Here is a 26,428-nt window from a genome sequence, read left to right as displayed (position 1 = left end):
TAAAAATGAAAGTAAACAATCTGTTTCTAACTTTGAGTTTGTGTTGTGCGGCATTAGTCAGCACAGCGCAGACTAACGATCCACGTACATTTCCTGATCGCATGATGTTAACCTGGTCTAATGATCCATCGACCACGCAATCCGTAACTTGGCGCGTCAATAGTGCTTCGAAGAAAATCATCGGACAGCTTGTAGAAGAGCAAAGCAGTCCCGATTTGGAGGAAGCAGCTCAAACCGTGTTGGGGACGCCCAGCTATCTAAAACGAGAAGGTGGAGATGCAGATACCTATGGACACGTAACTTTCAAGGGTTTGAAGCCCGGAACCCTGTATACGTATCGTGTGGGAGATGGTGAACTGTGGAGTGCTTGGAATCAATTCCGCACGGCCGATCCTTCAGGCGACTTTTCTTTTATCTACTTAGGCGATGCCCAGAATGATATCCGTTCCCGTTGGTCTCGTTCTATTCGGAAAGCATTTCAGCATGAACCCAATGCCCGATTTATCGTACATGCCGGTGATTTGATCAATCGGTCAAATACCGATAGTGAGTGGGGAGAGTGGTATGAAGGATCTGGCTTTATCCATCAGATGATACCCGCTATAGCAACACCCGGAAACCACGAATATCGTCGAGATTCGTTGGAGCAATTGGTGCTAGATCCGCACTGGAAAACACAGTTTCAGTTTCCGAAAAATGGACCAGTAGGCATGCAGGATGCGGTGTATTACATAGATTACCAGGATTTACGGATGATCTCGTTGAATTCACAATTGATTATGTTGGATTCCGTTGCCGCCAAAACACAAGAAAAATGGCTGGAAGACGTGCTCGCCTCGTCTAAATCCAAATGGAATATTGTCGTGATGCACCACCCGGTCTATTCCACTTCAAAGGATCGTGATAATACCATATTGCGGGAACATTTCAAGCCAATTTTTGAAAAATATGGTGTTGATATCGTCCTGCAAGGACACGATCATACCTACGCACGTGGCACTGGCGGAAAAGAGCGTCCCGTTTACCTTCTTTCTGTAGCAGGGCCAAAGATGTACGAGTCTGATTCAGAGCGCTGGATGGAAGTCTCCACCTCCCGCACACAGCTCTACCAAGTGATCCGGGTTACGGATAGCAAGCTATATTTTTCAAGCTACAAGCTGAATGGTCAATTGTTCGATTCATTTGAACTGTCGAAGAAATAAAATATGACAACTTTTTTTAGCTATATCCGTCTGATCTGGATCATATCCGGACTTATGTATACTACTGTGTACGCGCAGTCTACCCGTTTGTTGGCGAAGCTGGAGCAGAAGAATCTTCATTTTGCGGCACATCGGGGCTCCCATCAACAATTTCCGGAAAATTCGGTTCCCGCAATTCAGGAAGCCATCTCCTTGGGCATTACCATCGTAGAGCTCGATGTCCGTAGTACCAAAGATGGGGTGCTTATATTAATGCACGATAAGACCGTAGATCGCACCACAACCGGTAAAGGAAAAGTTAGTGAGCTTACCTATGCAGAAATTCAACAGCTGCAACTTCGAGAAACGCCACAGGGTATAGCTTCCAAATATCATATACCCACCTTGCAAGAGGCGCTGGGCTTATGTAAAGGTAAAATTATCCTAGATATCGACTTTAAAGAGGAGAGGAAAGAGTATATCGCCCAAACCTACGAGCTGATCGCTAATGAAGGGATGGAAGACGAGGTCCTGTTTTTTCTTTACGATCATCAGGAAATGGAGCAGGTTTACAGGCTTAATCCAAAAATTACCCTCTTTCCACGAGCGCGAAGTATGAAAGATATCAGTGAGATCCTACAGTCAAAGCGTACACATATTATACATATTGATGAATCCTTCGATGCGGTTGAGCAATTAGCAGCGCTTAGGAGTCAAGGAGTATATTTGTGGATCAACAGTCTCGGCGAAATGGATAAACAAGCAGCGGAAAAAGGAAGCGCTGTGTACCAATCGTTTCTAAAGAAATATCCTTATGTAACAATCATCCAGACCGATAATCCCGCGCTTTGGAGCAAGACCCGCACTACCTATAAAAACAATTAAAACGCGGACGTCATATCTTTTTCATGACAAAAAAGAATCCTGAAGCTCCGCGCTTCAGGATTCTCTAAATAACCTATTATCAACCTAAATTATGAATTCTATAATTATCAAACGCTCTGCAACGAATGTTAACTAACGAACCAGGTTCTCCTCCAAATTCTCCGTTTGGTGCGCCATGATTTCTTTGTAAAGCAGTTCAGCTTGATCCACCGTGAGCTGCCTGTGCTCTGTATAATGCCTTCGTAAAAAATCAGCTTCCCCTAGGTAATACGCCTGAAACCCCTTGATATCATAGCGTCCAAACAAATTAAAATAGCGCCCCATTCGACCGAAAAAAGTTTCCGCATACTCAGTCGTTACTTCGTCCAGTTGATGATGCCATCCGATGAACTCGGTGTAACTCGGATAAGGCATTGTATTCATAAAGTCCACTCGCTGTTCCGTAGTACCCCCAAGATCCAAGTCGATCTCCCTTTGATTAATGATAATAGACTGGCGAAAGCTTGCATCATCTGGCAATAAAGTCCCTAATAAGGGATAATTTTTCTCTTCGTTGAGATACAGATCTCCCGTCACGATTACCCATCCTTTTTCCAGCTGTACAGGTGGGATTCCATACGTATGTAACAGCGCATTGCAAATGTTGGTATAGTCGTAAGCATCCTGACGATTGTACGCAAAAAGACGCATCTGAGAGTTATCTTCGTTCCGATGCACATATAATCTACAGTCTGTATAATCGCCCACACTCCACAGATTTTCTGCTAACTCAAAATAATTAGGAGGTCCATCTGGATCTTTCTCCTTAAATCCGTTCGATGCGATATACCTCTGATTAAGGACTTCGCCGTCTAGTGCATACGTTTTTCCTTTATAGTTGTATAGCCATTGAATGGATGAATGGTAATCTTTGCCGAATCCTTTCGTATACTGAGAAGTGATCAGTGGCGCACCACCATCACTACGGTAAAAAACGGCGATGGTGTCCGTATTGATTGTACTTGCATAGGTCAATCTTTTGTTATAATCAAACTGCACCACCTGTCCAAATGCAGTCGAATAGAGAAGCAAAAACAGTGATGAAATCAGGTAATTCTTAATCATAACTTATTAATTTAAACGAACTTTACTTTCCATGCTGTCCCAGAAATCCATCACTTCAAGATTAACTGGTTTTCTAAAAAGAATAGTCAAATAACTACCTTGGGCTTCATTTCCCGCAAAATATAATGAACTTTGCCAGCCATCCAGTTGTCGAATCTGTATTGTCGTATTGCCATAGTGATTAGGTTGGATAAGCGTGGCATTCAGTGCTTCAAGTTGTTCGAGATTATGCTGCACAAGTGTTTTGAACAGGCTGTGTTCTTTCAGAAAAAAGAGCTTCCGTAGTAAAAGCTGTTTGATGATCGTGGGGTTAGCGTGATGAGTAGGGTTAAAAGGAATAGCCCAGCCAAAAGAAAGCACTACATCCTCACAGCCGCTTAAATACGCGTTGCAAGTATCACCCTGATACGTTACGCGTTCATAATATTCTTCGTTATACTGATTATCCATCTGAAGAGAAGCTTCAATTTGGAGCGGACTATCCTTTTTAAAAATCTGCTTTTTCATCGTGGCAAGCGGACATCTTTTGTAGTTTTTCTCTTTTACCTTTCCGTCGTGCAATGAAAATGCCAATTCAATACTTTTTGGTTCTTCCTGATCGGAGTACTCCGCATCTGGTGAAGGTTTTTCCCGGCAGAGGGCGTACACTATACCGTTACGTACCTGATCGATTTCCAGATTGCCGTATGAAAAGAGGCTTCCACCAAAAATGATGTGCTGATCGATAATATGCTGTTTACCATCAAGCAACACCATTCGGTATTCGTAATTATTTTCGCCAGACTCTATGCCAATATCTTCAAACCGGAAGAGCGCATCCGGAAAACCATCATCATTAAAATCCGTTATCCATCCGGTGGAAGATTTGGTAACGTAGCGATTATTGTTTGCGATGCTATTACTTTCAGCGTTTTTCAGTTCCAATTGTACCAGTTGATTTCCGATGCTGTCCAAGTCAATCGAATCTAAAGTCTGCGCACAGATACAGATAGTCGGTAGGTATAAAAAAATATTCTTCATTATACAGTTTGATTTAAACATAAACATACTATAATTTTATTTGTTTCTATAAAGCCATTTTTGGTGCATTTTATTACTTTCATGATCCGATAAAAGCATATACCCATAAAGAATTGGTAATTTTGCGGCGATAACTTTAAAATTTAATGTAGCATGATGTATAAAATAATATTTTCCACAGCACTTATCGTATTCATGATTCAATCAGGTTTTTCGCAACTATCCCGAAATATCCGTGCGGTACGCGAATTAGAAGTAACGGATAAAATAAATCTGGTATTAGTTCCGAGTGATAGGAATGAGGTAGTTATCACTGGAGAACTTGCTAATCAAGTTGAAATCATCGAGACAAATGATGCTTTGCGTATAAAGATGACCTCAGGCTACTTACTAAAAGGCGAGCAGACAGAAGTCACCGTTTATACACCTACGCTCAATAGTATTGCGGCGCGCAAAGGAGCCCATGTCCAGATGGAACAAGGTGAAATACACGGCGATTCGCTTCTTTTAACGGCAAATGAGGGCGCGAAATTAAATTTGGTTGTTCGTGTAGACGTTTTGGAATCATATAGTACAGCAGGCAGTACCATAGATCTCTCTGGCGAAGCAAAAAAACAAGAGATTAATGTAGCTTTTGGCGGAAGGTATACCGCAAAAGATATGATTTCCGACGACGCATATGCCCGTGTAAATGCCGGTGGCTACTGTGAACTACATGCAGAACAAAGTGTCGATGTGCAAACTAGGGCGGGGGGAGTCGTAGATATTTATGGCAACCCAAGCGAACGAAAACAACGGAAAGTTGCTGGCGGAAAAATTAACTTTCTATCCGCACCCTAATTTTTAGGGGAGATAACCCTTTAAATCGGGCGATATCCTTCTTTATTCCGATCATTTATAGCATATTTGTGTATTAATCACCACGAATGAAATATATATTCCTTTTTATTGTCGCAACGGCATTATATAGCTGCCATAACACACAAAACGAACAAAAATTAGAACAGCTAGATAAAAAGTCGGCCCGTGAAGTAACCTTGAAAACGGTAACCGTGGGAGACTCTGTATTACATATTACGACGCAACACATCTGGTTTAACGGTGAGCAGGTCGCTGCCCAATCCGATACGATCAAAACTGCTGTATCGCCCAAATCTTGGGATGGAGTAGATTCCTTAAAAACATTGAGTAAAGTTCCTATTTACGTAACGGTGCAATAAAATATGAGAAAGAAAGCTTCAAAAAGTGTTCAATTGGTATTAATATCTTCCGTATTGGCTTCATGTGCACAAGCACCGCAATCTACCGCTGATCAACAGCGGGTATACATGCGTGCAGATTCGACAGCAGCGTATACCGAAGTAACGGATAATTATAATCAACAACGTCATTCTTCAGGCGGTATGGGATCCGCTTTCCTTTGGTTTATGGCATTTCGTCACCTTGGAGGCGGTTTGGGCTATGCCAATAATAGTTTGCATCCACAATCTGTGGCAGGTGCCAACGCGCGAAAAGCTTCTGCTTTTCAAGCACAGAGAGCCGGATTTGGTCGGTCTGCAGTATCCAACCCATCTTCTTCCTACGGATCATAATGCAATTAAAAAAAGTATCGATAGATCCGAATTGGAAATCAAGACTGGAATCCATTGGCTACGGCTATCATTCCCTCGATGATGTACCTTATTGGGTAGACGATCGTTATTATGAAATAACCGCAGGCGAGGCAGACAGTATTTATCAGGCTACCGCCGACCTATGGCAGATGTGTCTAAAGGCAGTAGAGCATGTCATTCAGCACAAGCTATATCATTTATTTCATATCCCAGCTTTTATGGTCCATCATATTGAGCGTTCATGGGAGAAAGATGAGCCCTCTATCTACGGCAGGTTCGATTTTGCGTATGATAGTCAGTCAAGGAAATTAAAAATGTTGGAATTTAATGCCGATACACCTACCTCACTTTTTGAAAGCGGTATCGTGCAGTGGTACTGGAAAAATCATTATTTCTCGGAGACCACAGATCAATATAATTCTATTCACGAGCAATTGATCCAGAGTTGGAGGGCACTCATACCGTACCTTAAGGGAGAAATTCTGTATTTCTCCTGTGCAAAAGAGACGCTCGAGGATCTTACGAATGTCGAATATTTGAGAGATACTGCTATTCAGGCAGGCATTCAGACAGAGCTGATTTACATGGATGATATTGGGTGGGATGGGAGAGCCTTTGTCGATTTGGAAGGTTATGAGATTCAGACTATATTTAAGCTGTATCCCTGGGAATGGATGGTCAAAGAGGAGTTTGGTAATGATATAGTCCACGATATCAATGAAGCCCAGTGGATTGAGCCTTCATGGAAAATGCTTCTATCCAATAAAGCTATTCTTCCGATTTTATGGGAACTATTTCCCCATCACCCAAACTTACTAAAAGCGTATTTCAATGAGCCCAAGGGCATGCGTCACTTTGTCCGGAAACCCATTCTTTCCCGCGAGGGCGCAAATATAGAGATGTTCTATGATAAAGAAATGATTTATGCTACCGATGGTGTATACGGCGAGGAAGGCTATATCTGTCAAGAATTAGCAACATTGCACCGCGAAGAAACTGGTTTCTCCGTTATTGGCTCCTGGATTATTGGGCAAGAAGCCTGCGGTATAAGTTTCCGGGAATCCGATATGCCAATTACTACAGATCAGAGTCGGTTTATACCACATATTATTAAAAACTAGTTATTCCAACAAACCCTTCAGTACGCTGCTAGCTACCCCATTTCACTCTATTTTAGATTCAAAGTAATAAGATCCCGATCCGATGGTTACTTCTTTGCCTTGCTCTTCTTTTACATTAGCGATACGACCAGGCATTATTACGGTAGCCGTTGTGTTTGGTGGGATTGAAACGGAGAGTTTAAAGATCCCATTTTCGAGTTTCCATGATGAGGAGACCATTCCGTAAGGCGTGTCCAGTTTGGCGGATGTCGACGTTATACCGCGTCCCAATCGAGGCTCAATTCGAATCTTTTTATAACCCACCTCGTCTGGATTTATACCAGCCATATTTTTATACATCCAATCACCTATTGCTCCATATGCATAGTGGTTGTACGAATTCATGTTAGGTGTTTGGAAAGTGCCATCGGGTTTAATGCCGTCCCAACGTTCCCATATCGTTGTAGCCCCCATTTTTACAGGGTACAACCACGAGGGATATGTTTCTTGGAGGAGCAAATCGTAAGCTACCTCGGTATGACCATACTGCGTTAAGACGTGACAGAGATAGGGCGTACCTAAAAAACCCGTTGTCAGATGGTTTCCATAGCTTCTAATATTTTCCACCAGTCTGTCGGCTGCCTGTTGTCGTAAATGCTCCGGGAGCATATCAAATTGTAAGGCCAGTACGTATGCTGTCTGAGTGGACGAAACCAATCTACCATTCGGCGTCAGGTATTCCTTTTGGAAAGCACGTTTGATATGCTCTAATTGAGTATTGTATTTTTGTTCATCTTCAGTCTTTCCCAATACATTCGCCGCATTTGCAAGCAGCTGTGTAGAATGTGCATAGAAACACTGCGCGATAAGATATTTATCTGTAACTGCAGCCCTGCCATCGTTATCGTCATCCGGTCTATAAAATAGCCAGTCACCAAAGTGAAAGCCTTTGTTCCAAAGATGCTGTGGCGATTTAGACGTAATAAAATCTACCCATGCTTGCATGCTACCATATTGGTTTTCCAGGATGCGTGTATCTCCGTAAGCATAATACATTCCCCAAGGAACGATAGTGGCTACATCGCCCCAGCCCGCAGCACCTGCGTCGTTCGATGTAAGTACATCAGGAATAACAAAAGGTATGCTGCCATTCGTATGTTGATCGGCACGTACATCTCGTAGCCATTTAGTAAAAAATCCGCTGACATCCATATTAAAAGCCGCCGTGTTAAAGAATGCCTGAGCGTCGCCCGTCCAACCAAGTCGCTCGTCCCGTTGAGGGCAGTCTGTTGGTACATCCACAAAGTTCCCTTTCTGTCCCCATACAATATTGTGTTGTAGCTGATTGAGCAAGGGGTGTGAGGTTTCAAATGTTCCTGTTTGCGGCATGTCAGAATAAAGAGCCACCGCCGTAAGATTGTCAGGTGCCAGTTCACCCGGATAGCCTTCAACTTTCAGGTAACGAAATCCCTGAAAACTAAAATGAGGTGAGAAAATCTGTTCTGTCTGGTCGTCCAAAATATAGGTGTTCTGCTGTTTTGCTGTTCGGAGATTCGTGGTGTAGAAATTACCTTGCTTATCCAGTACCTCAGCATGGCTGAGGGTAATTTTCGTTCCTTGTTCACCCTTAGCTTTAAGCTCTACCCAGCCCACCAGATTTTGACCGAAGTCAACAACTAGATCACCTTCTGGCGTTCGGAAAATGTCTTTAACCTTAAAGCGCTCTTGCTTTTTAACAGGGGGAGTGTTCATGCTTACTAAACCCTCATAAGAATAATCCATCACCCGTACAGGTTGCCAGTCGGTACCTTCTGTATACTCAGGAAGCGTCCAACCTTTTTTCTCCAGTCGCGCATCATAGACTTCGCCATCATAGATATCAGATGCCCGTATTGCTCCTAGAGAAGTTTTCCATTTCTCGTCCGTGGCGAGTATCTGTTTGCTTCCATCGTTATAAAGCACTTCTATTTGCAGCAGCAATGCACGTGTATCCCCATAGAAATTCGTTTGATGGTTAAAGCCAATTCTACCTTTGTACCATCCATCACCTAACATAGCTGCCAGTACGTTATTGCCTTTTTTTAATAGTTCTGTCACATCATAGGTTTGGTATTGTATGTGGTTTTTATAGCTTGTCCAGCCAGGCATGAAATAAGCGTCGCCAATACGTTGCCCATTAATGTAGGCTTCGTAAAGCCCACGGGCCGAAATGTAAGCCGTTGCAGATTTTATATCCTTATTTAAACGGTATGTGTTCCTAAATAAAGGACTGGCTTTTGTAGTATCCGTAGCCGGTAGTGCAATCCATTTTGCCGTCCAGTCAGTTGCGCCGATTCCCATCCGCCAGGATTGTACGTCACTCCATGCCGAGGTTTTATTATAGTTATCAGTCACCCGTACCTGCCAATAATAGCGATTTCCAGGTTTTAATGCCGGCCCTTCATACGGCACCAATATTGACTGGGGAGTGTTTTTTAGAACCGTCCAAACGATGTCTTTATTTGATCTAATCCCCTTTGGATCCGTGCCAATTCTAATTTCATACGACTTTTGGGATATGTTTTTTAGCCCAGTTTCCAATTTCCAGCTCATTCTTGGAGCCGGCGTTTCAATACTTAACGGATTAATCTGATGTTCAACTTTTAAATCAAATACGTTGACTTTCTGTGCGAAAACAGGTACGTATGCAGATAGGGTTAACAGCATCCCCAGGCAGAAAAGAAAAATACGACTCATAATTTATAGTTTTTTGATGAAATTGCTAAACAACGCTATTCATCTCACTAAGATATGCAAGATACGGGGTAATAACAATAGCCTACTTATCGTATATTAAAGGCTATTGATGGATTGAAACCAATACGTTATCTTTATCATCACAGAGAACCGACATACTATGAAAAGATATCTTTTATTATTTTTATTATTCACGACATTATCGGGATACGCTCAAAACACCATTAATAATTACAAATACGTATTGGTGCCTGAGCAATACAGTTTTTTTAAAGACGTGAACCAGTATAATCTAAATAGCCTGACAAAGATTTTTCTGGAACAGAAGGGCTTTACCGTTTATTTTGATAATAAAGATTTGCCCGTTGAGCTAGCGAATAATAAATGCAAGGCGTTGAATGCCGATCTTACAGCGAAAAAAGGATTATTCACGACCACGCTTAAATTACTATTAAAAGACTGCCAAGGTAACGTGATTTTTGAGGGAAAAGAAGGTAAAAGCAGAGAAAAGGAATTTGCCGTATCTTACAATGAGGCTTTAAAAAACGCCTTTGTTTCCTTAAATGAACTTCCCTATACATTTGCCGGGGAGGCAGTAGAAGTGGAGAGCGTAAAAGTAACAGCGCCTGTCGTCGCGCCAGCAAATCAATCGGTAGTAGCAGTTGAAAGTGCCGAACCCTCAGGAACGTTATACGCCCAGACAACAGCAAATGGTTTTCAGCTGATCGATACCACGCCCAAAAAAGTATTTACTCTTTTTAAAACTTCTATACCCGATTGTTTTATTGCAGACAGTGGGCAGCATAAGGGAGTTGTACTAAAAAAAGATGGGAAGTGGTTTTTTGAATATTACAAAGATGAAAAGCTGATTTCTATAGAGTTATTGATTAAGTTTTAGATCATATGATGCGTTTCGAAAATAAATAAGCTGCATGATTTCCGCAGTTCATTATACATAAAAAACCTGAGGCGGGAAGCTTCAGGTTTTTCTAATTAAATAATTATTTACTGGCCTTAACCTTAGTAAAAGTAACTTTTTAACTGCTGGATCAAAATTTTTGCATGGGTTTCCCAGTTCTCATCATTCGTTTCGAAGTCTGAGTAGACATTCGTATAATCATAGTGAAATTCTTCCTCATCATCAACCGGTGCATAAAGAGCGCGGTAGATCGGCCCATTATCCTCCATTTTACATTCGTAGACATAATAAAGCCTGTCCTCTTCGGTGATCTTACCGACAAAATTCATCTCCATAGGGGTGTCCCATTCCATCGTTATATATTCATTGACGATCATTTTTCCAATTTCAGTCTGCGCTTTATAGATTGATGGGATAAGATCCATACGTCTGGCATCCTTCATGTGATTCATAACAACCAAACGTCTGTCAAGGTTGTCAAAAGATCTTGTTTTCAATTCATTATCTAGCGGTAAGTCAAGCTGAAGAAAAGCGGAAACGATCGTTGCCTGGAGCAAATCCATATTTTCAAACTCGCTTAATTTAAGACTCAGATTATGTATTTCGTCCGTTAGACCATATACCGTGTACAGTTGAAGGTAGTTGGCAATCAGGGATTCTTCAAAACCTCCAGGTTCAACTCCATCTGCAAGAAAAGTTTTCATATCCTCCTCAAGCCATTTTATTACCTGCGGTAGGTGTGGTGCTATGATTTCCTTGGCAGCTGGATGCTGAATCCCCTTCAAAAGCTTTAAACACGTATTTAAAAGTATATAGCGGTAGCTATCAACCTCGAATAAAGAAGCTACTCGGTCAAAGTTATGCAAGGTATACGATAGAGAATCCGTAAGTGGACGGAGTAGCATCCCGTTATAAGACCCCGATTGTGGTTTGTATTCGTTTAGTGCTGTCAGGTACCAGTCGTAATGTGTCGAATCGATAGCCATCACTGTGGTAAGAATCGCTTTTCGCATTCCATCCGTACTGCTGGGTTCGGATAAAAGCTCTTTTAATACCTGTACTGTAAATTCGTCATTGACAATTGACAGATTATCAATTAATTCTGATCGAATACCATCAGGTTCATCGTCGTCAGGATATTTCTCTTGTAGTGCGTTGTAAAGCAACGGTAACTCATCCTTTTCGAACACGTAATACGATTCGATGGCGTTACGTGCTTGGCTCGAGATGAGGGTATCGCGATGTAATAGATCGCTAAATAATAAGTCTGCCTTTGACCCAAATAGATCAAAAGGTTCCGCTTTAGTATGGAGTTCTACCGACTCCATCATGCGCACCGCATCCAGTTTAGAAACAGTTATACTATCAGCGGAAGCTCCTATTTGGTATAGTTTATTGCCGTTAACCCAAATGATATTAGCCGTAAAATTCCGTTTTACAGTGTCCTTAGTGGTGTAGAAAGCAGCGTTAAAGTTATGACACTTTATAGGTTTATAAGTGATCAGTTCTTCTGTCAATTCTTTTACCAACTTGTACCAACTGTAATATAAACTATCGTTATTATTTAATCTATAATACTTTGGCAGATCGACACGTTGGACACTGAATACAGTAGAAGAGTTTGTGTCCAATGCTACGTAGGTATTGGTTTTGAAATCGGGATCAGCCAGGGAGTCCGTTGCTGGAAATGGAATACAATCGGTCGCAGGAAGTTCGATACTTATATCCGTCAAGTTGAACGGTTGCCATTGTGTCTGACGATAGGGGACGGCATGGAATGAACTGAAGAAACTTTCGTTTTTACGGTTGTTTTTTTTGTCCAAATTTTCCTGCATTACTAAGTACACTCTATTTCCCCTTGTCCACATTTCTAAAAACATATTAGATTGTGGCAACTGAGCGGAATATCTTGCGCCTTCAAGACCATCTTTATGAATACGAACGGGTTCTCCAATATCTGGATCCATATCCGCCAGTTGTGTCTTCATTGTTTGATATACCGCGTCTCGGTCATCTAGCATATACCCTAAAGCATAGTCATTATACCTCACGAAATAGTTTATTTTATTTTCTTTATCAAGTGTCATATGATTATGGAGCCTATACTCGATATCTATATTTCCATTATTTTGCACTCCAGTGTTTAGCATATATTTCGGTGCGTTTGGAAATTGCACAGAAAATGCACCTGCCTCGTGTACAAATGGTGTATTATTTACAGGTGATATCGGCTGATGCAGTTTAAAAGATTCAAAAAAGCGGTTAGCTAAATATGTATCTGGCTCGCCTCTTTCCATATACAGACACAAGGTGTACCACGTATTATTTGCTAACCAAAATTCCCATTTAAATCGGTGTTTACCCCATCTGGTAAGGATCTGCGTACCGGATGCCCCGTGCCTATCTATACTTTTTCGGCTAAGTAGTTCATGACCCTCCGTAAGCGCACTTTTTTTAATTTGTTCCTCTATGAATTCCTCCGGCGGCATTCCTGCTAAATTCCCAACATATCGAGCTGATACCAACATTTCGCTTTCCGTACTTATATCCCCATAGTTTAGAAGAGATTTGTAGGCGCCATTTTCATGATAGAAGTATCCATCAGGCAATTGCACCTCGTAGTGATTTGCTGTGTCAATAAAAGTTGTCCACTTTTGGGTTTCATAGTTAATACTGAAGTCATCGGACAATCTTGTATTCAAAGTCCGCACCGGGCGCAGCGTGTATCCCTGCTCACGGAGTAAATGTATCAAACCCTGACTGCCTGGTAGGTGTGCAGCGCCGACAGCAGCGAACACGGACATCTGCTGCAGTTGCCCTGTTAATCGGCCGAGCATGGTATGGTTCCTACTTTTCATCTCATCATCGTCGATATAGGGCCCCATTAAATCCATCAGCTTTTGGAGGTCGCCATTAACATAACATTGTGTTATCTCCTCAAATTCTGTGTAATAGCGTGCGCTATCCCGATCATCTAGTTCTATTAATGGTTCGTGACTCTTCCCAGTATTCCTTTGATCTGTCACCGGCTCTAACCCAATAATAATCTTATTATGCGACTTCGCAACTCCATAGAGATATGAGTCGAATATAGATTTTAGATCATCCTCTTTGTCGTGAGACGGATTCATAATATACCGGATGGTACTCGGATTTTTAAAAGCTATGGAATCAGGAGGTATACCATATTCTTGTTGATAGCGTCGCTTAAATTCCTCTTTTTGACCATCTGTAAGTTCTAGTGTTTTTGGAAGTTTCTTTTTTCCATATCTATATGCAAATATTTCTTTATAAACTGAATCGGGATGAAGTTCCATTGCAAAAGATTCTGTATTCGATAGTGCAACAAAAATGGAATCATTGGCATCAATCAGTCGACGATCTTTCAAGTGTACCGTTCCTAATAAATAAGATGGTTTAGAAAGCTTATTTCCTGTAATTTCCCATAGAAAACTAGGGTATTCTGTATCTTGCGGGTAGCAGGCTAATGCTACAAAAGATAAAAATAAAAAAAGGCAAAAACGTTGAAGTTTAATGGTTGAAGATTTTTTAATAAAATTCATAAAAGGAAAATATAGTACGATAAAAATACTATTTATCTTTCAATTTTAATCATGTAGCGGAGTTGTAAACTCAAATTGTTATGATTGAACAAGTGACTCTATTTTACAGTCAGAATTACTTAGTTATTTCCATGCCATCTCGCACCTGCAACGTACCCGGTTATTGACTATTGCAGTCCTGCAAATGTTTTAATCATGATTTTGTGTCAATTTTTCGTTCAAATTATATGAACTATTTACAATGCTTTTGCAGTAATGCTTCCCCCGACTCATAACCAAGGCTTTTTAGTATTCTAAAATCATCGCAGGCCGTCTCACGATCATTTAGTTCAAGGTAACACTCGCCTCGGAATATTAGTGCTTTTTCGTTCTTTGGATTATGCGAAAGCAATTTATCGATGTAAGTAACCGCATTTTCGATATTTCCTTTTTCAAGTTGTTGTATCGCATGGTAGCCGTATTTTTCATCCCGCAGAACTGCGCTCGAAAATTCAGAGTTGATTACCAATGTAACCTGAGAATCCACTGGTTTATTGTTGTACTGCGCAGGATACCAATTTTTTTCGGTTTTCTCACACGTCTTAATAAATTCTTTATTAAATTGGTCATCCAGCCCTTTAATAATCTTTATGTTTTCGATACCGCCCGTTTTTTTGACAATAAACGTTGCACAAAATAAGAGATCATTTTTTTTTGAGGTGCGTATGTATTTAATATAAGATTTCACGTTTTTTTGCAAAGCGTAGTTAAATCCACCAGGCTTTAAAAATAGCGGATGTATTTTGGAGCTAGCTTTGTATACGGTGTCGGTTGATATAGTCTGTATACGATCTTTAGTTCCCCATTCAGATATTTTTTGCAGGTGCTCGTATCGAACAAAAGTAATCGATAAAGATCCCGGATCATTGCGTCCCAAAGGACCTTCTTGAATCACGACCAAACTGTCCTGTGTTAAATACGCTGTCTTAAGCTTTACTTTACCTCCATAACGAGTAGAGATTTCGATTGTGCCTAAGTTTACCTCATATGGAGCGAACTCTCCTTCACTAAGAAAATTTGTGACTATAGCTGCTTTCTTGTCAGGTTTAAAACTATACTTTAAAAAAGAGTATTTCGAAGGATGATGTTCTTCAAGTGGTTTACCATTAGAATAGGTGATATTGATTTTTATCCAGTTACCCACTAACGATGGTTTTGTCTGGTCAGTTGCGGCGCTAGCATAGCATTGTAATACAAAGCTCAGTAACATGGAGTATCTAATTAAGGCTTTAATATTTGGAGTTAAGCGATTTATAATCATAATGTTAGCGTTTATTTTCGTCAGGTTAAATAATGTGCAATGCTGTTAGTCAATAATAATACTAATATAGAAAAAATGACTGAAGTTGTAATTCATAAAACAAATCTTGAATAACCCTTCCAAAAGAAGCCCGGGCATTCCAGTTCAGTAATACAGGTAGCCGGGTTTTTAATTATTTTTCAAACCGTTTCATAATAATATCACGTAGCTTTTCTTCATTTTCATCTCCCCATTGGCCTAAGACTGATATTACGGGAATTAAAGTCTTGCCAAACTCCGTGAGACTATATTCTACTTTTGGAGGCACCACAGGGTAAATTTTTTTTTGAACGAGTCCGTGTTCTTCCAGCTCTTTCAATTGAATATTCAATACCCTTCTTGTTGCATCAGGAATTTTCCGTTGCAATTCACTTGGACGTTGAAATCCTTCATTGATAAACCACAACAAACGAATTTTCCATTTCCCATAGAGCACTTCACCAATTAGGTCGAGTCCACAATTCAGGTTCGGTAAAATCTTTCTCTCGTACATCGTGCAAAATTAACCCTATGTTTTAAACTGTGCAATAGGGGAATAATTTATCCCTATTCGAATCGTATTTCCGTACTTGTATAAAATGAGCATACAGCGCAATTTTGTACAAAATATTTATATATGGAAAACAGATTTAACTACAGTAACGAATTAGCAGGTAAGATCGCTTTGGTAACAGGCGGTACTAAAGGGGCGGGCAAAGCGATTGCCGAAAGACTATCCAACGCAGGTGCTACTGTTATCATCACGGCAAGAAATGCTCCTAAAGAACAAAACGAAAAACTTCATTTTATTTCAGCAGATTTAAGTAAAGCCGAAGAAACGCAAGCCATAGCAAAGAAAATTTTATCCATATTCGGACGACTCGATATTTTGGTAAACAACCTTGGCAGTTCTGAAACACAAGCCGGTGGGTTTTCCGTCTTAAGTGATGAAGATTGGGAACAAACCATTCAGACCAACCTACTTGCATCTGTCCGGTTGGATAGAGCGCTATTGCCACAGATGCTGGCACAAGGGAGCGGCGTCATCATTCATATCGCATCCATCCAGGGAAGACTACCTTTACATGAATCTACGTTGCCCTATGCCGCAGCAAAAGCAGGGTTAATAAACTACAGCAAAGGTTTGTCAAAAGAAGTCTCACCTAAAGGTATTCGTGTTTTAACCGTTTCGCCCGGTTGGATAAAAACCGAATCCGCAACAAGAATGATGGAACGTATTTCAGAAAGTGCAAATATTCCCATAGAACAAGCGATCCAAAGCGTAATGGACGCACTAGGCGGAATTCCTATAGGACGACCTGCATTACCCGAAGAAATTGCAGAATTTATAGGCTTCTTAGTATCTCCAAGAGCTAATTATCTGACAGGGACAGAATACATTATTGACGGTGGTACCATACCCACCATTTAGAAACTTTTAAAAATAAATATCATGAACTTACCAAACACAATCGCAGCACTAGTAACGGCACAGGATAACTTTGACAGCCATCGTTACGCCAATTGTTTTTCTGAAACCGCCATCGTTTTAGATGAAGGAAAAACATACAACGGAAGAGCGGAAATACAGCGATGGATTCAAAAGGCCAATGACGAATTTAGAATAGTCATGAAACCACTTGAATATTCTGAAACCGAAGAAACTTTAAAAGCAGAGGTTTCAGGAAATTTTGATGGCAGTCCTGCTGTATTAACGTATCATTTTGCGCTTCACGAAGGGAAGATCCAATCATTAAAAATTACAGGATAACGTATAACCTTAAGCTCATTATTAATCTAAATTATGAGCTAAATATAAAATACTTTTCCTGCCATCAATATTTTTTACCAAATGGTAAACCTTCATTCTTTGGCATTTGTTAACTTGCCATTATGGAAGAATTGATAGCATACATTCTACGATTTGGCAATCTGAATCCACAGCAGATCGAGCTGATAAAAAGTAAAGCAACCGAGATCGAACTTCGTAAAGACGATTATCTTTCGGAAGCCGGCAAAATTCCCCGACAGGTTGGTTTTGTACTCGAAGGAGTTGTCCGCTTTTGTTATTATAACAATAAAGGTGAAGAAATTACAGATTACTTTATTGACGAAAACCACTTTGCTACGGATTACCAAAATTTTGAGGCCTGTATGGCATCTTCCGAATATATACAGGCCATTACCGATTGTAGGTTGCTTATATTTTCCAAAAAAGATTGGGATGAACTTTTAAACACCATTATCGGATGGGATAAAATCGTGATCAAGATCGTGCAGAAATGTCTGATTGAAAAGATAGAAAGACGCAGTCCTCTGGTCTCCGAGGATGCCACAACACGCTATCTTTCATTTATCCAGAAATTTCCTACGCTGGCTAATCGGGTTCCGCTATCGCAGATTGCCTCGTATTTGGGCATTACGCAGCAGTCATTAAGCCGAATCAGAAAAAACATCCGTTGACGTTGTTTTTACCAAATGGTAAACCCATTGACCTTTAAAAACAACAGCTTTGTATCATTAAATCAAAGAAAAGAAACATGAAGACAGCATTAATTACAGGGGCCAATAAAGGAATAGGTCTGGAGACCGCAAAACAACTATTGGGAAACAGATTTTATGTATACATCGGGAGCCGTGATCTCCAAAAAGGCTTAGAAGTGGCAGAGCGCTTAAAAGCCGAAGGATTTCCACACGTGGAAGCTATTCAAATTGACGTAACAGATGATGATTCAGTAAAAAATGCACGAATAGCCATTGGAAACAAAACAGATGTTTTGGACGTTTTGATTAACAATGCCGGCATTAGCGGCGTCCGAGTAGACGAGAATGGGCATTACATTCCGCAGACCTGGACTGCATCCGAGGCGAGCATCGACACCTTTAGAGAAGTGTATGAAACCAATGTTTATGGTGTGGTAAGAGTTACACAAGCATTTTTAGACCTATTGAAAAGATCAAGTGAACCACGGATAGTTATGGTAAGTTCTACGGTAGGCTCGCTCACTCTCCAGACAGATCCTACCTGGCCCGCTTACGAATTTGGGAAGTATGCCGTCTATGGATCATCTAAATCCGCTCTGAATATGTACACCGTTCACCTTGCTTATGAGCTGAAAGACACCGCGTTCAGAATTAATATGGTGGATCCGGGCTACACCAAAACTGATTTTACCAACTTTAACGGTGGCGAGGTAGTAGAAGCGGGAAAACGCGTAGTCAAATATGCCTTGATCGGTCAGGAAGGACCTACAGGCAGGTTCTTCAGCGAGGAAACCAATCCAGAAACCGGAGAAATCGGTTGGTAATCTTAATAAAAAAAGTCCTGAAGCGGGGAGCTTCAGGACTTTCTAACTAACCAATTATTAACCTAAATTATGAGTTAAGTATATATCAAACTGCTTGCCAAACTTTTTAATATCATATTTTTGTTACCGTAATTATTTAGGTCGTACGTCTAATCGACAAGGCCGATGGTTCTATAAATCCAGCAACTATTCTTTCGCTATCCCTATACCATGAATATAACAAGTCAGATTTTGTTTAACTTCGTTGAGCTTGGTGTTGCTGGGGCTTGGTTTGCTTAGAATGTTAAATAAAATATGGGACAGAATTTTAAGTTTGGCATTCCGTATTCATATAAAAAGTCATATGATATTGTAATATTATTATAAGATAATCGAAATCTATTCGATTATCTTATAAATTTAATACATTTTTGTATGCAACCAAAACAACAGATCCGAAGACTAAAAAAAACGGAAATTTAAGAAAACGAACTATATCTCACGGAAACACTTATATACTTACAAAAGTATATTACTCATAATATTACCTTTTCCATATCCTAAAGGGGGCACTTTAAAATTCAGATACCTTAAACGCGGAGGAGAGAATTGTCAAATAAATTATTTTCGCTCGTTTGGTTTTTTGCGTATGTTTGTGATTATGATTCTAATACATACAATAAAAATGGCAATACCTTGGATTTATTAATCTGAGTTTTGCTCGACTATTCTTCTTAAGAAGACAAGCTTTGCATTGCTCTTCCTTCTTTGTTGTATAAATTTCCAAAGGAATTTTCTATCTGACATTTGCTGTAGAGACTGTGCTATAGATGCACGACCGTCTTTCACGGTATACAGATGTAGACATTTATTTCGTCGTCATACTTCAAAGTAAGAACAATGGACCATTAAAAAAAATTGATTAACGCGTTGGCAAATAGGTCAACGCAAACTTTAAAACAGAATATAATGACACCACAAGATATACAACATATTAGTAAAAAACATGGATTGGCACTTACGGAAGAGATATCTTTTAATGATATGGGGATTGACTTCAAGGTCGCATTTGCTACCGATACCAATGGGCAGCGCTGGGTACTGCGCATGCCTAGGCGGGATGATCTGGGCGAACAGGTACAGACAGAGCAACGGATATTAGATCTGGTGAGCAAACATTTGGTCGTTCAGGTGCCTGAATGGAAGATCGTCGCATCGGATATGATCGCTTATCCCTTATTACGCGATCTACCGGTGCTCTCTTTTGACGGGATTACCTACGAGGTCACCTGGAATATGGATCAGCATAATCCCAATTATGTGCCTTCTCTGGCCAAAGTCTTGGCGGATTTACATAACATTCCCAGACAGAAAATTCAGGAAAGTGACCTCAAAGTGTTGAATCCGGAAGACCTACGAACGGAAATAGAAGGACGCCTGAAGTTGGTAAAATCAGAACTGGGCATAAATAATGATCTAGAAAACCGATATAAAACTTGGCTGGATAATGATAGGCTATGGCCAGATTACACTCGATTCATTCATGGTGACCTCTATGCAGGGCATGTAATGGCAGATAGCGCCGGAACGGTATCTGGTGTGATAGACTGGTCCACTGCACATGTCGGTGATATATCGCTGGATTTTTCAGGTCACCTCTCCATCTTTGGAGAAGAGAGCCTTAAAGCACTCATTATCGAGTATGAAAAGAATGGTGGACAGGTTTGGGATACACTTTTTGAACAGACGTTAGAGCGCGCTGCTGCCGCACCATTGGCATATGGATTGTTTGCTGTAGAGACGCAGATTGAAACCCATATCATAGGGGCAAAGGCTCAGCTGGGCGTGGAATAAACGAGAAATCTATCTGTCCTACTGGGGACAAAATCTATGAAGCATTTGTTTTGGAAGCGATACATATTGATCCAACAATTTTATTAGCGAGTTAATACCACCTTAAGACTATGTTTAACTTGGATGTCACTTCATGTACCGTCCAATTCTACGACAAATGGATATTTGCCAGAGCGTCGTTTTTATCCATCTCTTTACGAGGGAGTAACTTGAGCTCCTTTGTATTAGATTGACAAGTACCATCTCCCATAGACCAGTGCAGTATCGGCAATATAATACACTTCTAAAGTAAGCTTTTTTTGTCAGTTAAACGACTGCCTAAATTCCAAAGGTGTTTGACTTGTTTTTTGCCTGAACAGCCTGCTGAACGATTGTGAAAATTCAAAGCCTAATTGAAAAGCAATTTCGCTGACAGAAAGTTCTGTTGTCGTTAAGATCTCCTTGGCTTTTTCAATCAATTTGTCGTGGATGAGTTGCTGTGTGGTTTGCCCGGTAAGTTCTTTTAGACAATCACTTAAGTATTTGGGAGATAAATTTAATTGCGAAGCCAAAAGAGCCGGTGTCGGTAATTTCTGTTCTTCTGAGTGTTGAAAATAATGGTTTAATATTATTTCCACCTTATTTAATAATTCACTGCTTTGTATTTTCCGGGTAATGAATTGCCTGTTGTAATAGCGATTGCAATGGGTCAGAAATAAGTCAAGAGCTGAAATCATCACATCTTGACTGAATTGGTCTATGGGTAGAAGGTATTCCTTCTCAATCTGTTCGAATATTGTTTCTATGGATTTCTGCTCATCTTCAGAAAGTATCAACGCTTCGTTTATTTCGTAATCAAAAAAGCCAAAGCTTTTCATTTTCTGGCTTAACGGATATCCTCTCAAGAAGTCGGGGTGGATACTTATGATCCAACCGGCTTTTGCAAATGCAAAATCTTTATCAACAATGCTCACTTGCTTGGGGGCAAAACAGGAAATAACGCCTTCATCAAAATCAAAGGCTGTTTGTCCGTATTGCATTTTACATGGACATTCTTTCTTTAACGAGATTTGATAAAAGTCACTAATCAATTTTGTGCGTTGGGTGAGCTCCGGTTTTGGAAAATTCTCAAAACGAAGAATGCTGAACATTGGATGCTTCGGCTTGGAAATACCCACTACCTTGTGCATATCAGCAATGGATTTGAGATGAATAGTTGATGTATTTAAATTCACTTTTTACAGTTATAATTATTGACTATTTTTTCTATATGACCTGGCAAAACTTTTAGCTACAAAAGCGTTTGGAAATAAAGCCGATAAGCGGCTTGCCATTCGGTTCATTTTTCCTGATACAATATAGTGCTTTTTTTTATCCAATGCGTTCAACATTTCGTCTGCTACTTGTTCAGGGGTTTGTAGAGGGGTAGAACTGTTATATTCCGCATTGAGTCTTTGCCCCACTTTACCATCTATTCCGGCAGCACTGTTAAAATTGGTTTTGGTCAAACCGGGGCAGAGCAACATCACGTGTACATTGTATGGTTTACATTCCTGGGTTAGAGCCTGGGTAAAGTGACGGACAAAAACCTTGCTGGCTGAATAGGTGGTCATATACGGTATCGGTAAAAATGATGCCATAGAAGCAACGTTGATGATCGTTCCGCCTTTGCGTGCTTTCATTTCCTGCAGAAATAAATGTGTGAGTGCAACTAAAGACGATATGTTAAGTTGTAGCATACCCAATTCTGATTGCAAGGACAATTCTGCAAACTCACCACCGGAGCCAATTCCGGCATTGTTAATGAGTGTTACGATTTGTAATTGACGTTTTTGTGTTTCGTCAAAAACCTGTTGTGACGCAGCAGTTGTAGATAAATCAGCCGCAATATATTCCACCGAGATTCGATGGTGTTTGGTTAGCTGTTCAGCCAATTCCTTTAGTTTGGCTTCGTTTCGTGCTACCAATACCAGATTTTGTTTTCTTGATGCCAGCTTTAAGGCAATGGCTTTTCCAATTCCACCCGATGCCCCTGTTATTAATATTGCTTTCATTTCTTTGTTCTTTAAATTTGATGATACAAAATTGATAATCACCCTTAACTAAAAAGTATCCAAAAGTCGGTTGTTTGTGTTCAATTGGCAGGTTTGTTTACAACCATTAGAGCCAAAAGAGCCCCAAACTTTTAACCACTCATACAATTCTTTATTTAGTAGGCGTGGCAAATATGACAAAGCACCCCCTAAAGTTTGCGGCTCACTTATATTATTTTAATGCCATCAAGTTGTTTTTTCAAACCTGTAATCAGATTTTTTGTAGCTACTGAACCAATGGGCAAACGTAAGGGGAGATTTTTTATTCATAGTAGTTCGTGTTTATGGGGCAAATTCCGAACAAATGTTGTATTGGTAGTTAACGAAATAAAAACCAATAGTTATAACTATCAAACTTTTCTATACAAGGACGGAGATATACCTTCGCATTTTTTGAAAAAGCCGAAAAAGTGGGTAAGCTCACGAAAACGCAAGATAAAATTCCTGACTTCATACGATTCAGGAATTTATCCGATGCCCCATTGCTACTACAATTATTGCAATGGGGCAGTGCTAAAAAGAGCTTAATTAAACCTCGCCCGAAATGCTAAGGGGCTTTCCTTAACCTTGCTTTTAAACAGCTTATTGAAACTTTGCGAATGCTCAAATCCTAGTTCGTAGGCTATTTCGCTTACTGACAATTCCGTTGTAGATAATTTTTCCTTCGCTTTCTGAATTAGTTTTTCGTGTATATGCTGTTGTGTATTTAGCCCTGTAAGCGTTTTCAACAAACCTCGTAAGTAGGTCGGCGAAACATTTAAGTTATCTGAAATATATTGAACAGTTGGCAGCCCTTTGTTTACCAAATCATTGCTGTTAAAATAGTCTGTCAGTAGGATTTCCAGGCGTTCCAATATTCGATGGTTGGTAATTTTTCTTGTGATGAACTGTCGCTGGTAAAACCGCTCTGCATAATTCAGCAATGTTTCTACATGTGAAAGGATAATATCCTGACTGAATTTATCGATATTGGAATTATATTCATGCCGGATATTCTTCACAATCTCATTAATGATAACCTCTTCTTTATCTGAAAGAAAGAGAGCCTCGCAGACGGAATAGTCAAAAAATTCGTATTTTTTTATTTTTTTGGACAGAGACGTACCCCAAAAAAAATCGGGATGTATAAACAGCATCCAGCCTTCAAGATGAACAGGAACGCCATTGTCTTCGCCCCGCAAGATTTGCCCGGGCGAAAGGAATGCCATCAGACCTTCATCAAAGTCATATTTTTGTTGTCCGTAATACAGTTTATCGCAGCCTCTTTTCAACGAAATCACATATAAGTCAAATATCACAGCATCGATACCTGAATTATGTGGAAGTTGGCTTAGATCCACCCAGCCAATGAGCGGATGAAGAGGTTTGGGTAACCCCATCAAGCGGTGTATTTCAGTAATACTTTTTATCCTATACGGTTGTAAACCTGCCATGTTTTAAAATTTATCTTTAAAGGGATATTTCAGCCATATCATAACCAAAGGCATCAACAAAAACGGAATTTCAATCATCACCATCCTAAAATTGCCCGCACGAGTGGCCAACGCCATAATTACCACAATCGCAATAGCATTCAGTACATTTCCAACGAAAAACGTCTTTGGAAAGAGCAGCAATACACCTACCAAAATCGTTACCGCTCCGAAAAAAGGAATCACCGTTTCGCTGATTCCCAGTTCGTTCATCATCTTCAGGGATTCAGGATTATTTTTATAATTAAATGTGTCCCATCCGTGTTTGAATGCCAGAAAAACCGATACCAGCAGCAAAATCAGGGATATAATACTTTTTACCATCTCAAATAAAAATAAAATTGTTGAAAATATAGCTCGCAACTAATGCAATCGGAACACCAATCGCCGCACTTTTCAAAGCTTTTCGGGCCTTGTTGGGGTATTGATTTCGATGTTTAAAGTACAAAAAAAATCCTATTGGCGGAACAGTAAAGCTGTATATTGTCTATGAATACTGTTGCACCAATTATTGGCTGCTTTGTAGATTGTTCAATTATTTTGCCTTTGAAACTACCCCCAGACTGGGCGAAAGAAGCCATGGACAAGTAAAGAGCAAACATTGTAAGAATATATTTTTCCATCTTGCTACGCTGTTTTTGATTGTGCCTTAAATTTTTCAAACTCCTTATGACCATATTTCATCAGCATACCGGGGGCAATACGGCTCATTGTCTTAAGGACATTTACCATAAACGGCTTCATTTCCAATGTGTCGTTTTTTAGGGATTTCACTACAACATGTACCATCTTATCCACATCCATCATCTGGCTGGGCTTGGGTTGTACTATCCATCCGTTTTGCAGGTTAGTGTTCACGCCGGGCGGGATCATTTCGAACACCTTAACATTAGTGTCCTGTAACTGCAGGCGTAAAGCTTGTGTATAAGCCCGCACACCCGCTTTGGTAGCACTGTAAATAGGTGCAACCGAATAAGGCATAAATGCAATTCCTGACGATACATTCACTATTGCCGAAGTAGTTTGCTGCAAAAGATGGGGTAAGAACTGATGCACCATTTGTACAGTCCCCGTGAGATTGATGTTGATTTCTCTGGTAATGTTTTCCAAATCAATCGAACTGTCCTGGAGATTAAGTAATCGCATTGCGCCAGCATTGTTAACGATGATGTTTAGTCTAGGAAATTGTTCTCTAACATCTTTGTACAGCTGCTCAATATCGCCCTGCTTACTCACATCACTTTGGAATATATGTACTTTCGGATATTGCGCCTTGGTTTTATTGAGAGCATCCAAGTTTCTACCGGTGATAATAATTGTAGCCCCTTCTTCAGTAAGTTGCTTTACCATTTCCAGCCCGATCCCGCTGGAACCGCCTGTAATAAGTATTGTACTGTTTTGTAAGTCCATTTTTTTCTGTTTTAATCTGATGATACAAAGGTCAGTACACCTCAAAAAACAGAAGTATCCAAAACGACTTTTGATGTAGCCGAAAATGAAAAAGTTGCGCTTCGATTGGTATAATAACTGCTTTGAGCTTCTGGACAACCAAAAATTGGACTTCTTAACAAGCTACCCTGATGATTTTATTTCGAACTTTGCAGTATGAAATTTAAAGTTAATGGAAAATAGAGAAATAGTTTTTGTCGTGCACAATACACACTTAATATTTCGTGTTCGCGGAAGGTTTTTGAGATGCCGGTTTCGATAGAATGCCTTCCAAAAATTCAAGGTAAAGCGGTACACTTTTTTCGATCCATTCCTTCGAGGCATTCAACTCGATACCATAGTATGCAAAGAATGGCTGATAATCCGCTTTAACATATTCAAAGGTCAGATCGAATGGCCGTGTCAAATCTTTCAATGTATATCTATATTTTTCGCCCGGATTATACTCATATTCATCTACACCTGCAGACATCGCCAAAGTCACCTTTTTACCCGACATCTTATAGCCACTTTTGCTACCATATGCCCAGCCATAAATTAATACATCATCAATCCATTTTTTGAGTAGTGAGGGGCAGCTATGCCAATAAACAGGAAATTGAAATACAATCTTGTCGTACGCTTCTATCATTTTTTGCTCTGCAATTACATCGATGTTTCCGTCAGGGTATACTTTATACAACTGATGAACAGTAAATTTTTCAGGGTATTTATTTAGCTCTTCCACCCATCTTTTATTTACTAGTGAATTCTCAATATCGGGGTGTGTTACAATAATCAATGTCTTCATTTTTAAAATATTTATCACAAAAATAAACCACTTCCCCCTATATTTGTATGTTAGCGGCTATTTGT

General features: G+C 40.1%; 24 protein-coding genes. 12 read left to right on the top strand and 12 right to left on the bottom strand.

All coding sequences use genetic code 11. The features are described from left to right. Positions 1–5: 5 nt before the first annotated feature. Together FAZ19_RS12245 and FAZ19_RS12240 are read left to right on the top strand one after the other, a co-directional pair. A complete protein-coding gene (locus tag FAZ19_RS12245; RefSeq protein WP_136821000.1) occupies positions 6–1,202 on the top strand; it encodes a purple acid phosphatase family protein in 1,197 nt (398 codons plus the stop codon). A gap of 3 nt (positions 1,203–1,205) precedes the next feature. Beyond that, the gene (locus FAZ19_RS12240) at positions 1,206–2,066 is read left to right on the top strand and encodes a glycerophosphodiester phosphodiesterase family protein (protein WP_136820999.1); all 861 of its coding nucleotides are present in this window, start codon (positions 1,206–1,208) and stop codon (positions 2,064–2,066) included. Positions 2,067–2,198: 132 nt separating this feature from the next. Here FAZ19_RS12240 and FAZ19_RS12235 read toward each other — a convergent pair whose 3' ends face one another. Both FAZ19_RS12235 and FAZ19_RS12230 read right to left on the bottom strand, forming a co-directional pair. Further along, positions 2,199–3,170: a hypothetical protein gene (locus tag FAZ19_RS12235; RefSeq protein WP_136820998.1), complete on the bottom strand. Its 972-nt coding sequence runs from the start codon at positions 3,168–3,170 to the stop codon at positions 2,199–2,201. A 6-nt stretch (positions 3,171–3,176) separates the two neighbouring features. Next, a complete protein-coding gene (locus tag FAZ19_RS12230) occupies positions 3,177–4,190 on the bottom strand; it encodes a hypothetical protein (RefSeq protein WP_136820997.1) in 1,014 nt (337 codons plus the stop codon). A 153-nt stretch (positions 4,191–4,343) separates the two neighbouring features. Between FAZ19_RS12230 and FAZ19_RS12225 the strand changes: the two genes are divergently transcribed. The 4 genes from FAZ19_RS12225 to FAZ19_RS12210 all read left to right on the top strand — a co-directional run bounded on the left by FAZ19_RS12225 (position 4,344) and on the right by FAZ19_RS12210 (position 6,924). Further along, positions 4,344–5,030, top strand: a complete 687-nt coding sequence (locus FAZ19_RS12225; RefSeq protein ID WP_136820996.1) for a head GIN domain-containing protein — start codon at positions 4,344–4,346, stop codon at positions 5,028–5,030. A gap of 86 nt (positions 5,031–5,116) precedes the next feature. Then, entirely contained in the window at positions 5,117–5,410 is a 294-nt protein-coding gene (locus FAZ19_RS12220) for a hypothetical protein (RefSeq protein WP_136820995.1), read from the top strand. Between the two features lie 3 nt (positions 5,411–5,413). Continuing rightward, the gene (locus tag FAZ19_RS12215) at positions 5,414–5,782 is read left to right on the top strand and encodes a hypothetical protein (protein WP_136820994.1); all 369 of its coding nucleotides are present in this window, start codon (positions 5,414–5,416) and stop codon (positions 5,780–5,782) included. Next, positions 5,782–6,924 carry a glutathionylspermidine synthase family protein gene (locus FAZ19_RS12210; RefSeq protein ID WP_136820993.1) on the top strand — a complete coding sequence of 381 codons (1,143 nt, stop codon included), beginning with the start codon at positions 5,782–5,784 and terminating at the stop codon, positions 6,922–6,924. The genes FAZ19_RS12215 and FAZ19_RS12210 overlap by 1 nt, the downstream gene beginning before the upstream one ends. A 42-nt stretch (positions 6,925–6,966) precedes the next feature. Here the strand turns inward: FAZ19_RS12210 and FAZ19_RS12205 are convergent, their stop codons facing one another. Next, positions 6,967–9,639: a glycoside hydrolase family 78 protein gene (locus FAZ19_RS12205; protein WP_136820992.1), complete on the bottom strand. Its 2,673-nt coding sequence runs from the start codon at positions 9,637–9,639 to the stop codon at positions 6,967–6,969. Positions 9,640–9,799: 160 nt separating this feature from the next. Between FAZ19_RS12205 and FAZ19_RS12200 the strand changes: the two genes are divergently transcribed. Further along, entirely contained in the window at positions 9,800–10,537 is a 738-nt protein-coding gene (locus FAZ19_RS12200; protein WP_136820991.1) for a hypothetical protein, read from the top strand. A gap of 122 nt (positions 10,538–10,659) precedes the next feature. Here the strand turns inward: FAZ19_RS12200 and FAZ19_RS12195 are convergent, their stop codons facing one another. The 3 genes from FAZ19_RS12195 to FAZ19_RS12185 all read right to left on the bottom strand — a co-directional run bounded on the left by FAZ19_RS12195 (position 10,660) and on the right by FAZ19_RS12185 (position 15,953). Then, positions 10,660–14,121 carry a TraB/GumN family protein gene (locus FAZ19_RS12195; protein ID WP_136820990.1) on the bottom strand — a complete coding sequence of 1,154 codons (3,462 nt, stop codon included), beginning with the start codon at positions 14,119–14,121 and terminating at the stop codon, positions 10,660–10,662. 232 nt (positions 14,122–14,353) lie between these two features. Further along, a complete protein-coding gene (locus FAZ19_RS12190; RefSeq protein ID WP_188876111.1) occupies positions 14,354–15,421 on the bottom strand; it encodes a tetratricopeptide repeat protein in 1,068 nt (355 codons plus the stop codon). A gap of 172 nt (positions 15,422–15,593) precedes the next feature. Continuing rightward, on the bottom strand, positions 15,594–15,953 hold the full coding sequence (locus FAZ19_RS12185) for a winged helix-turn-helix transcriptional regulator (RefSeq protein ID WP_136820988.1): 360 nt from the start codon (positions 15,951–15,953) through the stop codon (positions 15,594–15,596). Positions 15,954–16,076: 123 nt separating this feature from the next. Between FAZ19_RS12185 and FAZ19_RS12180 the strand changes: the two genes are divergently transcribed. The 5 genes from FAZ19_RS12180 to mph all read left to right on the top strand — a co-directional run bounded on the left by FAZ19_RS12180 (position 16,077) and on the right by mph (position 20,580). Next, entirely contained in the window at positions 16,077–16,871 is a 795-nt protein-coding gene (locus FAZ19_RS12180) for an SDR family oxidoreductase (protein WP_136820987.1), read from the top strand. Between the two features lie 21 nt (positions 16,872–16,892). Further along, positions 16,893–17,210 (top strand): nuclear transport factor 2 family protein, encoded by a 318-nt coding sequence (locus FAZ19_RS12175; protein WP_136820986.1) that lies wholly within the window; start codon positions 16,893–16,895, stop codon positions 17,208–17,210. Positions 17,211–17,332: 122 nt separating this feature from the next. Beyond that, a complete protein-coding gene (locus FAZ19_RS12170) occupies positions 17,333–17,902 on the top strand; it encodes a Crp/Fnr family transcriptional regulator (RefSeq protein WP_136820985.1) in 570 nt (189 codons plus the stop codon). A 77-nt stretch (positions 17,903–17,979) separates the two neighbouring features. Next, positions 17,980–18,747 (top strand): SDR family NAD(P)-dependent oxidoreductase, encoded by a 768-nt coding sequence (locus FAZ19_RS12165; RefSeq protein ID WP_136820984.1) that lies wholly within the window; start codon positions 17,980–17,982, stop codon positions 18,745–18,747. A 948-nt stretch (positions 18,748–19,695) separates the two neighbouring features. Next, on the top strand, positions 19,696–20,580 hold the full coding sequence (gene mph, locus FAZ19_RS12160) for an Mph(E)/Mph(G) family macrolide 2'-phosphotransferase (RefSeq protein WP_136820983.1): 885 nt from the start codon (positions 19,696–19,698) through the stop codon (positions 20,578–20,580). Positions 20,581–20,882: 302 nt separating this feature from the next. On the opposite strand, the gene FAZ19_RS12155 is transcribed toward mph, so the two are convergent. The 6 genes from FAZ19_RS12155 to FAZ19_RS12130 form a co-directional block, all read right to left on the bottom strand. Continuing rightward, positions 20,883–21,794 (bottom strand): helix-turn-helix domain-containing protein, encoded by a 912-nt coding sequence (locus tag FAZ19_RS12155; protein ID WP_229707476.1) that lies wholly within the window; start codon positions 21,792–21,794, stop codon positions 20,883–20,885. A gap of 15 nt (positions 21,795–21,809) precedes the next feature. Next, complete coding sequence (locus FAZ19_RS12150) at positions 21,810–22,613, bottom strand: SDR family NAD(P)-dependent oxidoreductase (RefSeq protein ID WP_136820982.1); 804 nt, start codon at positions 22,611–22,613, stop codon at positions 21,810–21,812. Positions 22,614–23,176: 563 nt separating this feature from the next. Next, positions 23,177–24,085 (bottom strand): helix-turn-helix domain-containing protein, encoded by a 909-nt coding sequence (locus FAZ19_RS12145; protein WP_136820981.1) that lies wholly within the window; start codon positions 24,083–24,085, stop codon positions 23,177–23,179. Positions 24,086–24,088: 3 nt separating this feature from the next. After that, entirely contained in the window at positions 24,089–24,448 is a 360-nt protein-coding gene (locus FAZ19_RS12140) for a DoxX family protein (RefSeq protein WP_136820980.1), read from the bottom strand. Positions 24,449–24,751: 303 nt separating this feature from the next. Next, positions 24,752–25,534, bottom strand: coding sequence for an SDR family oxidoreductase (locus tag FAZ19_RS12135; protein WP_136820979.1), 783 nt, complete (start codon positions 25,532–25,534; stop codon positions 24,752–24,754). 253 nt (positions 25,535–25,787) lie between these two features. Next, positions 25,788–26,363 (bottom strand): NAD(P)H-dependent oxidoreductase, encoded by a 576-nt coding sequence (locus tag FAZ19_RS12130; protein ID WP_136820978.1) that lies wholly within the window; start codon positions 26,361–26,363, stop codon positions 25,788–25,790. Positions 26,364–26,428 lie beyond the last annotated feature (65 nt).

The sequence above is a fragment of the Sphingobacterium alkalisoli genome, from assembly GCF_005049105.1.
Taxonomy (GTDB): Bacteria; Bacteroidota; Bacteroidia; order Sphingobacteriales; family Sphingobacteriaceae; genus Sphingobacterium; species Sphingobacterium alkalisoli.
This window is presented reverse-complemented; position numbering and strand designations above follow the sequence as displayed.

Coding starts and splice junctions, on each gene's coding strand:
- FAZ19_RS12245 (WP_136821000.1), top strand. CDS start 6: ATGAAAGTAAACAATCTGTTTCTAACTTTGAGTTTGTGTTGTGCGGCA.
- FAZ19_RS12240 (WP_136820999.1), top strand. CDS start 1,206: ATGACAACTTTTTTTAGCTATATCCGTCTGATCTGGATCATATCCGGA.
- FAZ19_RS12235 (WP_136820998.1), bottom strand. CDS start 3,170: ATGATTAAGAATTACCTGATTTCATCACTGTTTTTGCTTCTCTATTCG.
- FAZ19_RS12230 (WP_136820997.1), bottom strand. CDS start 4,190: ATGAAGAATATTTTTTTATACCTACCGACTATCTGTATCTGTGCGCAG.
- FAZ19_RS12225 (WP_136820996.1), top strand. CDS start 4,344: ATGATGTATAAAATAATATTTTCCACAGCACTTATCGTATTCATGATT.
- FAZ19_RS12220 (WP_136820995.1), top strand. CDS start 5,117: ATGAAATATATATTCCTTTTTATTGTCGCAACGGCATTATATAGCTGC.
- FAZ19_RS12215 (WP_136820994.1), top strand. CDS start 5,414: ATGAGAAAGAAAGCTTCAAAAAGTGTTCAATTGGTATTAATATCTTCC.
- FAZ19_RS12210 (WP_136820993.1), top strand. CDS start 5,782: ATGCAATTAAAAAAAGTATCGATAGATCCGAATTGGAAATCAAGACTG.
- FAZ19_RS12205 (WP_136820992.1), bottom strand. CDS start 9,639: ATGAGTCGTATTTTTCTTTTCTGCCTGGGGATGCTGTTAACCCTATCT.
- FAZ19_RS12200 (WP_136820991.1), top strand. CDS start 9,800: ATGAAAAGATATCTTTTATTATTTTTATTATTCACGACATTATCGGGA.
- FAZ19_RS12195 (WP_136820990.1), bottom strand. CDS start 14,121: ATGAATTTTATTAAAAAATCTTCAACCATTAAACTTCAACGTTTTTGC.
- FAZ19_RS12190 (WP_188876111.1), bottom strand. CDS start 15,421: ATGATTATAAATCGCTTAACTCCAAATATTAAAGCCTTAATTAGATAC.
- FAZ19_RS12185 (WP_136820988.1), bottom strand. CDS start 15,953: ATGTACGAGAGAAAGATTTTACCGAACCTGAATTGTGGACTCGACCTA.
- FAZ19_RS12180 (WP_136820987.1), top strand. CDS start 16,077: ATGGAAAACAGATTTAACTACAGTAACGAATTAGCAGGTAAGATCGCT.
- FAZ19_RS12175 (WP_136820986.1), top strand. CDS start 16,893: ATGAACTTACCAAACACAATCGCAGCACTAGTAACGGCACAGGATAAC.
- FAZ19_RS12170 (WP_136820985.1), top strand. CDS start 17,333: ATGGAAGAATTGATAGCATACATTCTACGATTTGGCAATCTGAATCCA.
- FAZ19_RS12165 (WP_136820984.1), top strand. CDS start 17,980: ATGAAGACAGCATTAATTACAGGGGCCAATAAAGGAATAGGTCTGGAG.
- mph (WP_136820983.1), top strand. CDS start 19,696: ATGACACCACAAGATATACAACATATTAGTAAAAAACATGGATTGGCA.
- FAZ19_RS12150 (WP_136820982.1), bottom strand. CDS start 22,613: ATGAAAGCAATATTAATAACAGGGGCATCGGGTGGAATTGGAAAAGCC.
- FAZ19_RS12145 (WP_136820981.1), bottom strand. CDS start 24,085: ATGGCAGGTTTACAACCGTATAGGATAAAAAGTATTACTGAAATACAC.
- FAZ19_RS12140 (WP_136820980.1), bottom strand. CDS start 24,448: ATGGTAAAAAGTATTATATCCCTGATTTTGCTGCTGGTATCGGTTTTT.
- FAZ19_RS12135 (WP_136820979.1), bottom strand. CDS start 25,534: ATGGACTTACAAAACAGTACAATACTTATTACAGGCGGTTCCAGCGGG.
- FAZ19_RS12130 (WP_136820978.1), bottom strand. CDS start 26,363: ATGAAGACATTGATTATTGTAACACACCCCGATATTGAGAATTCACTA.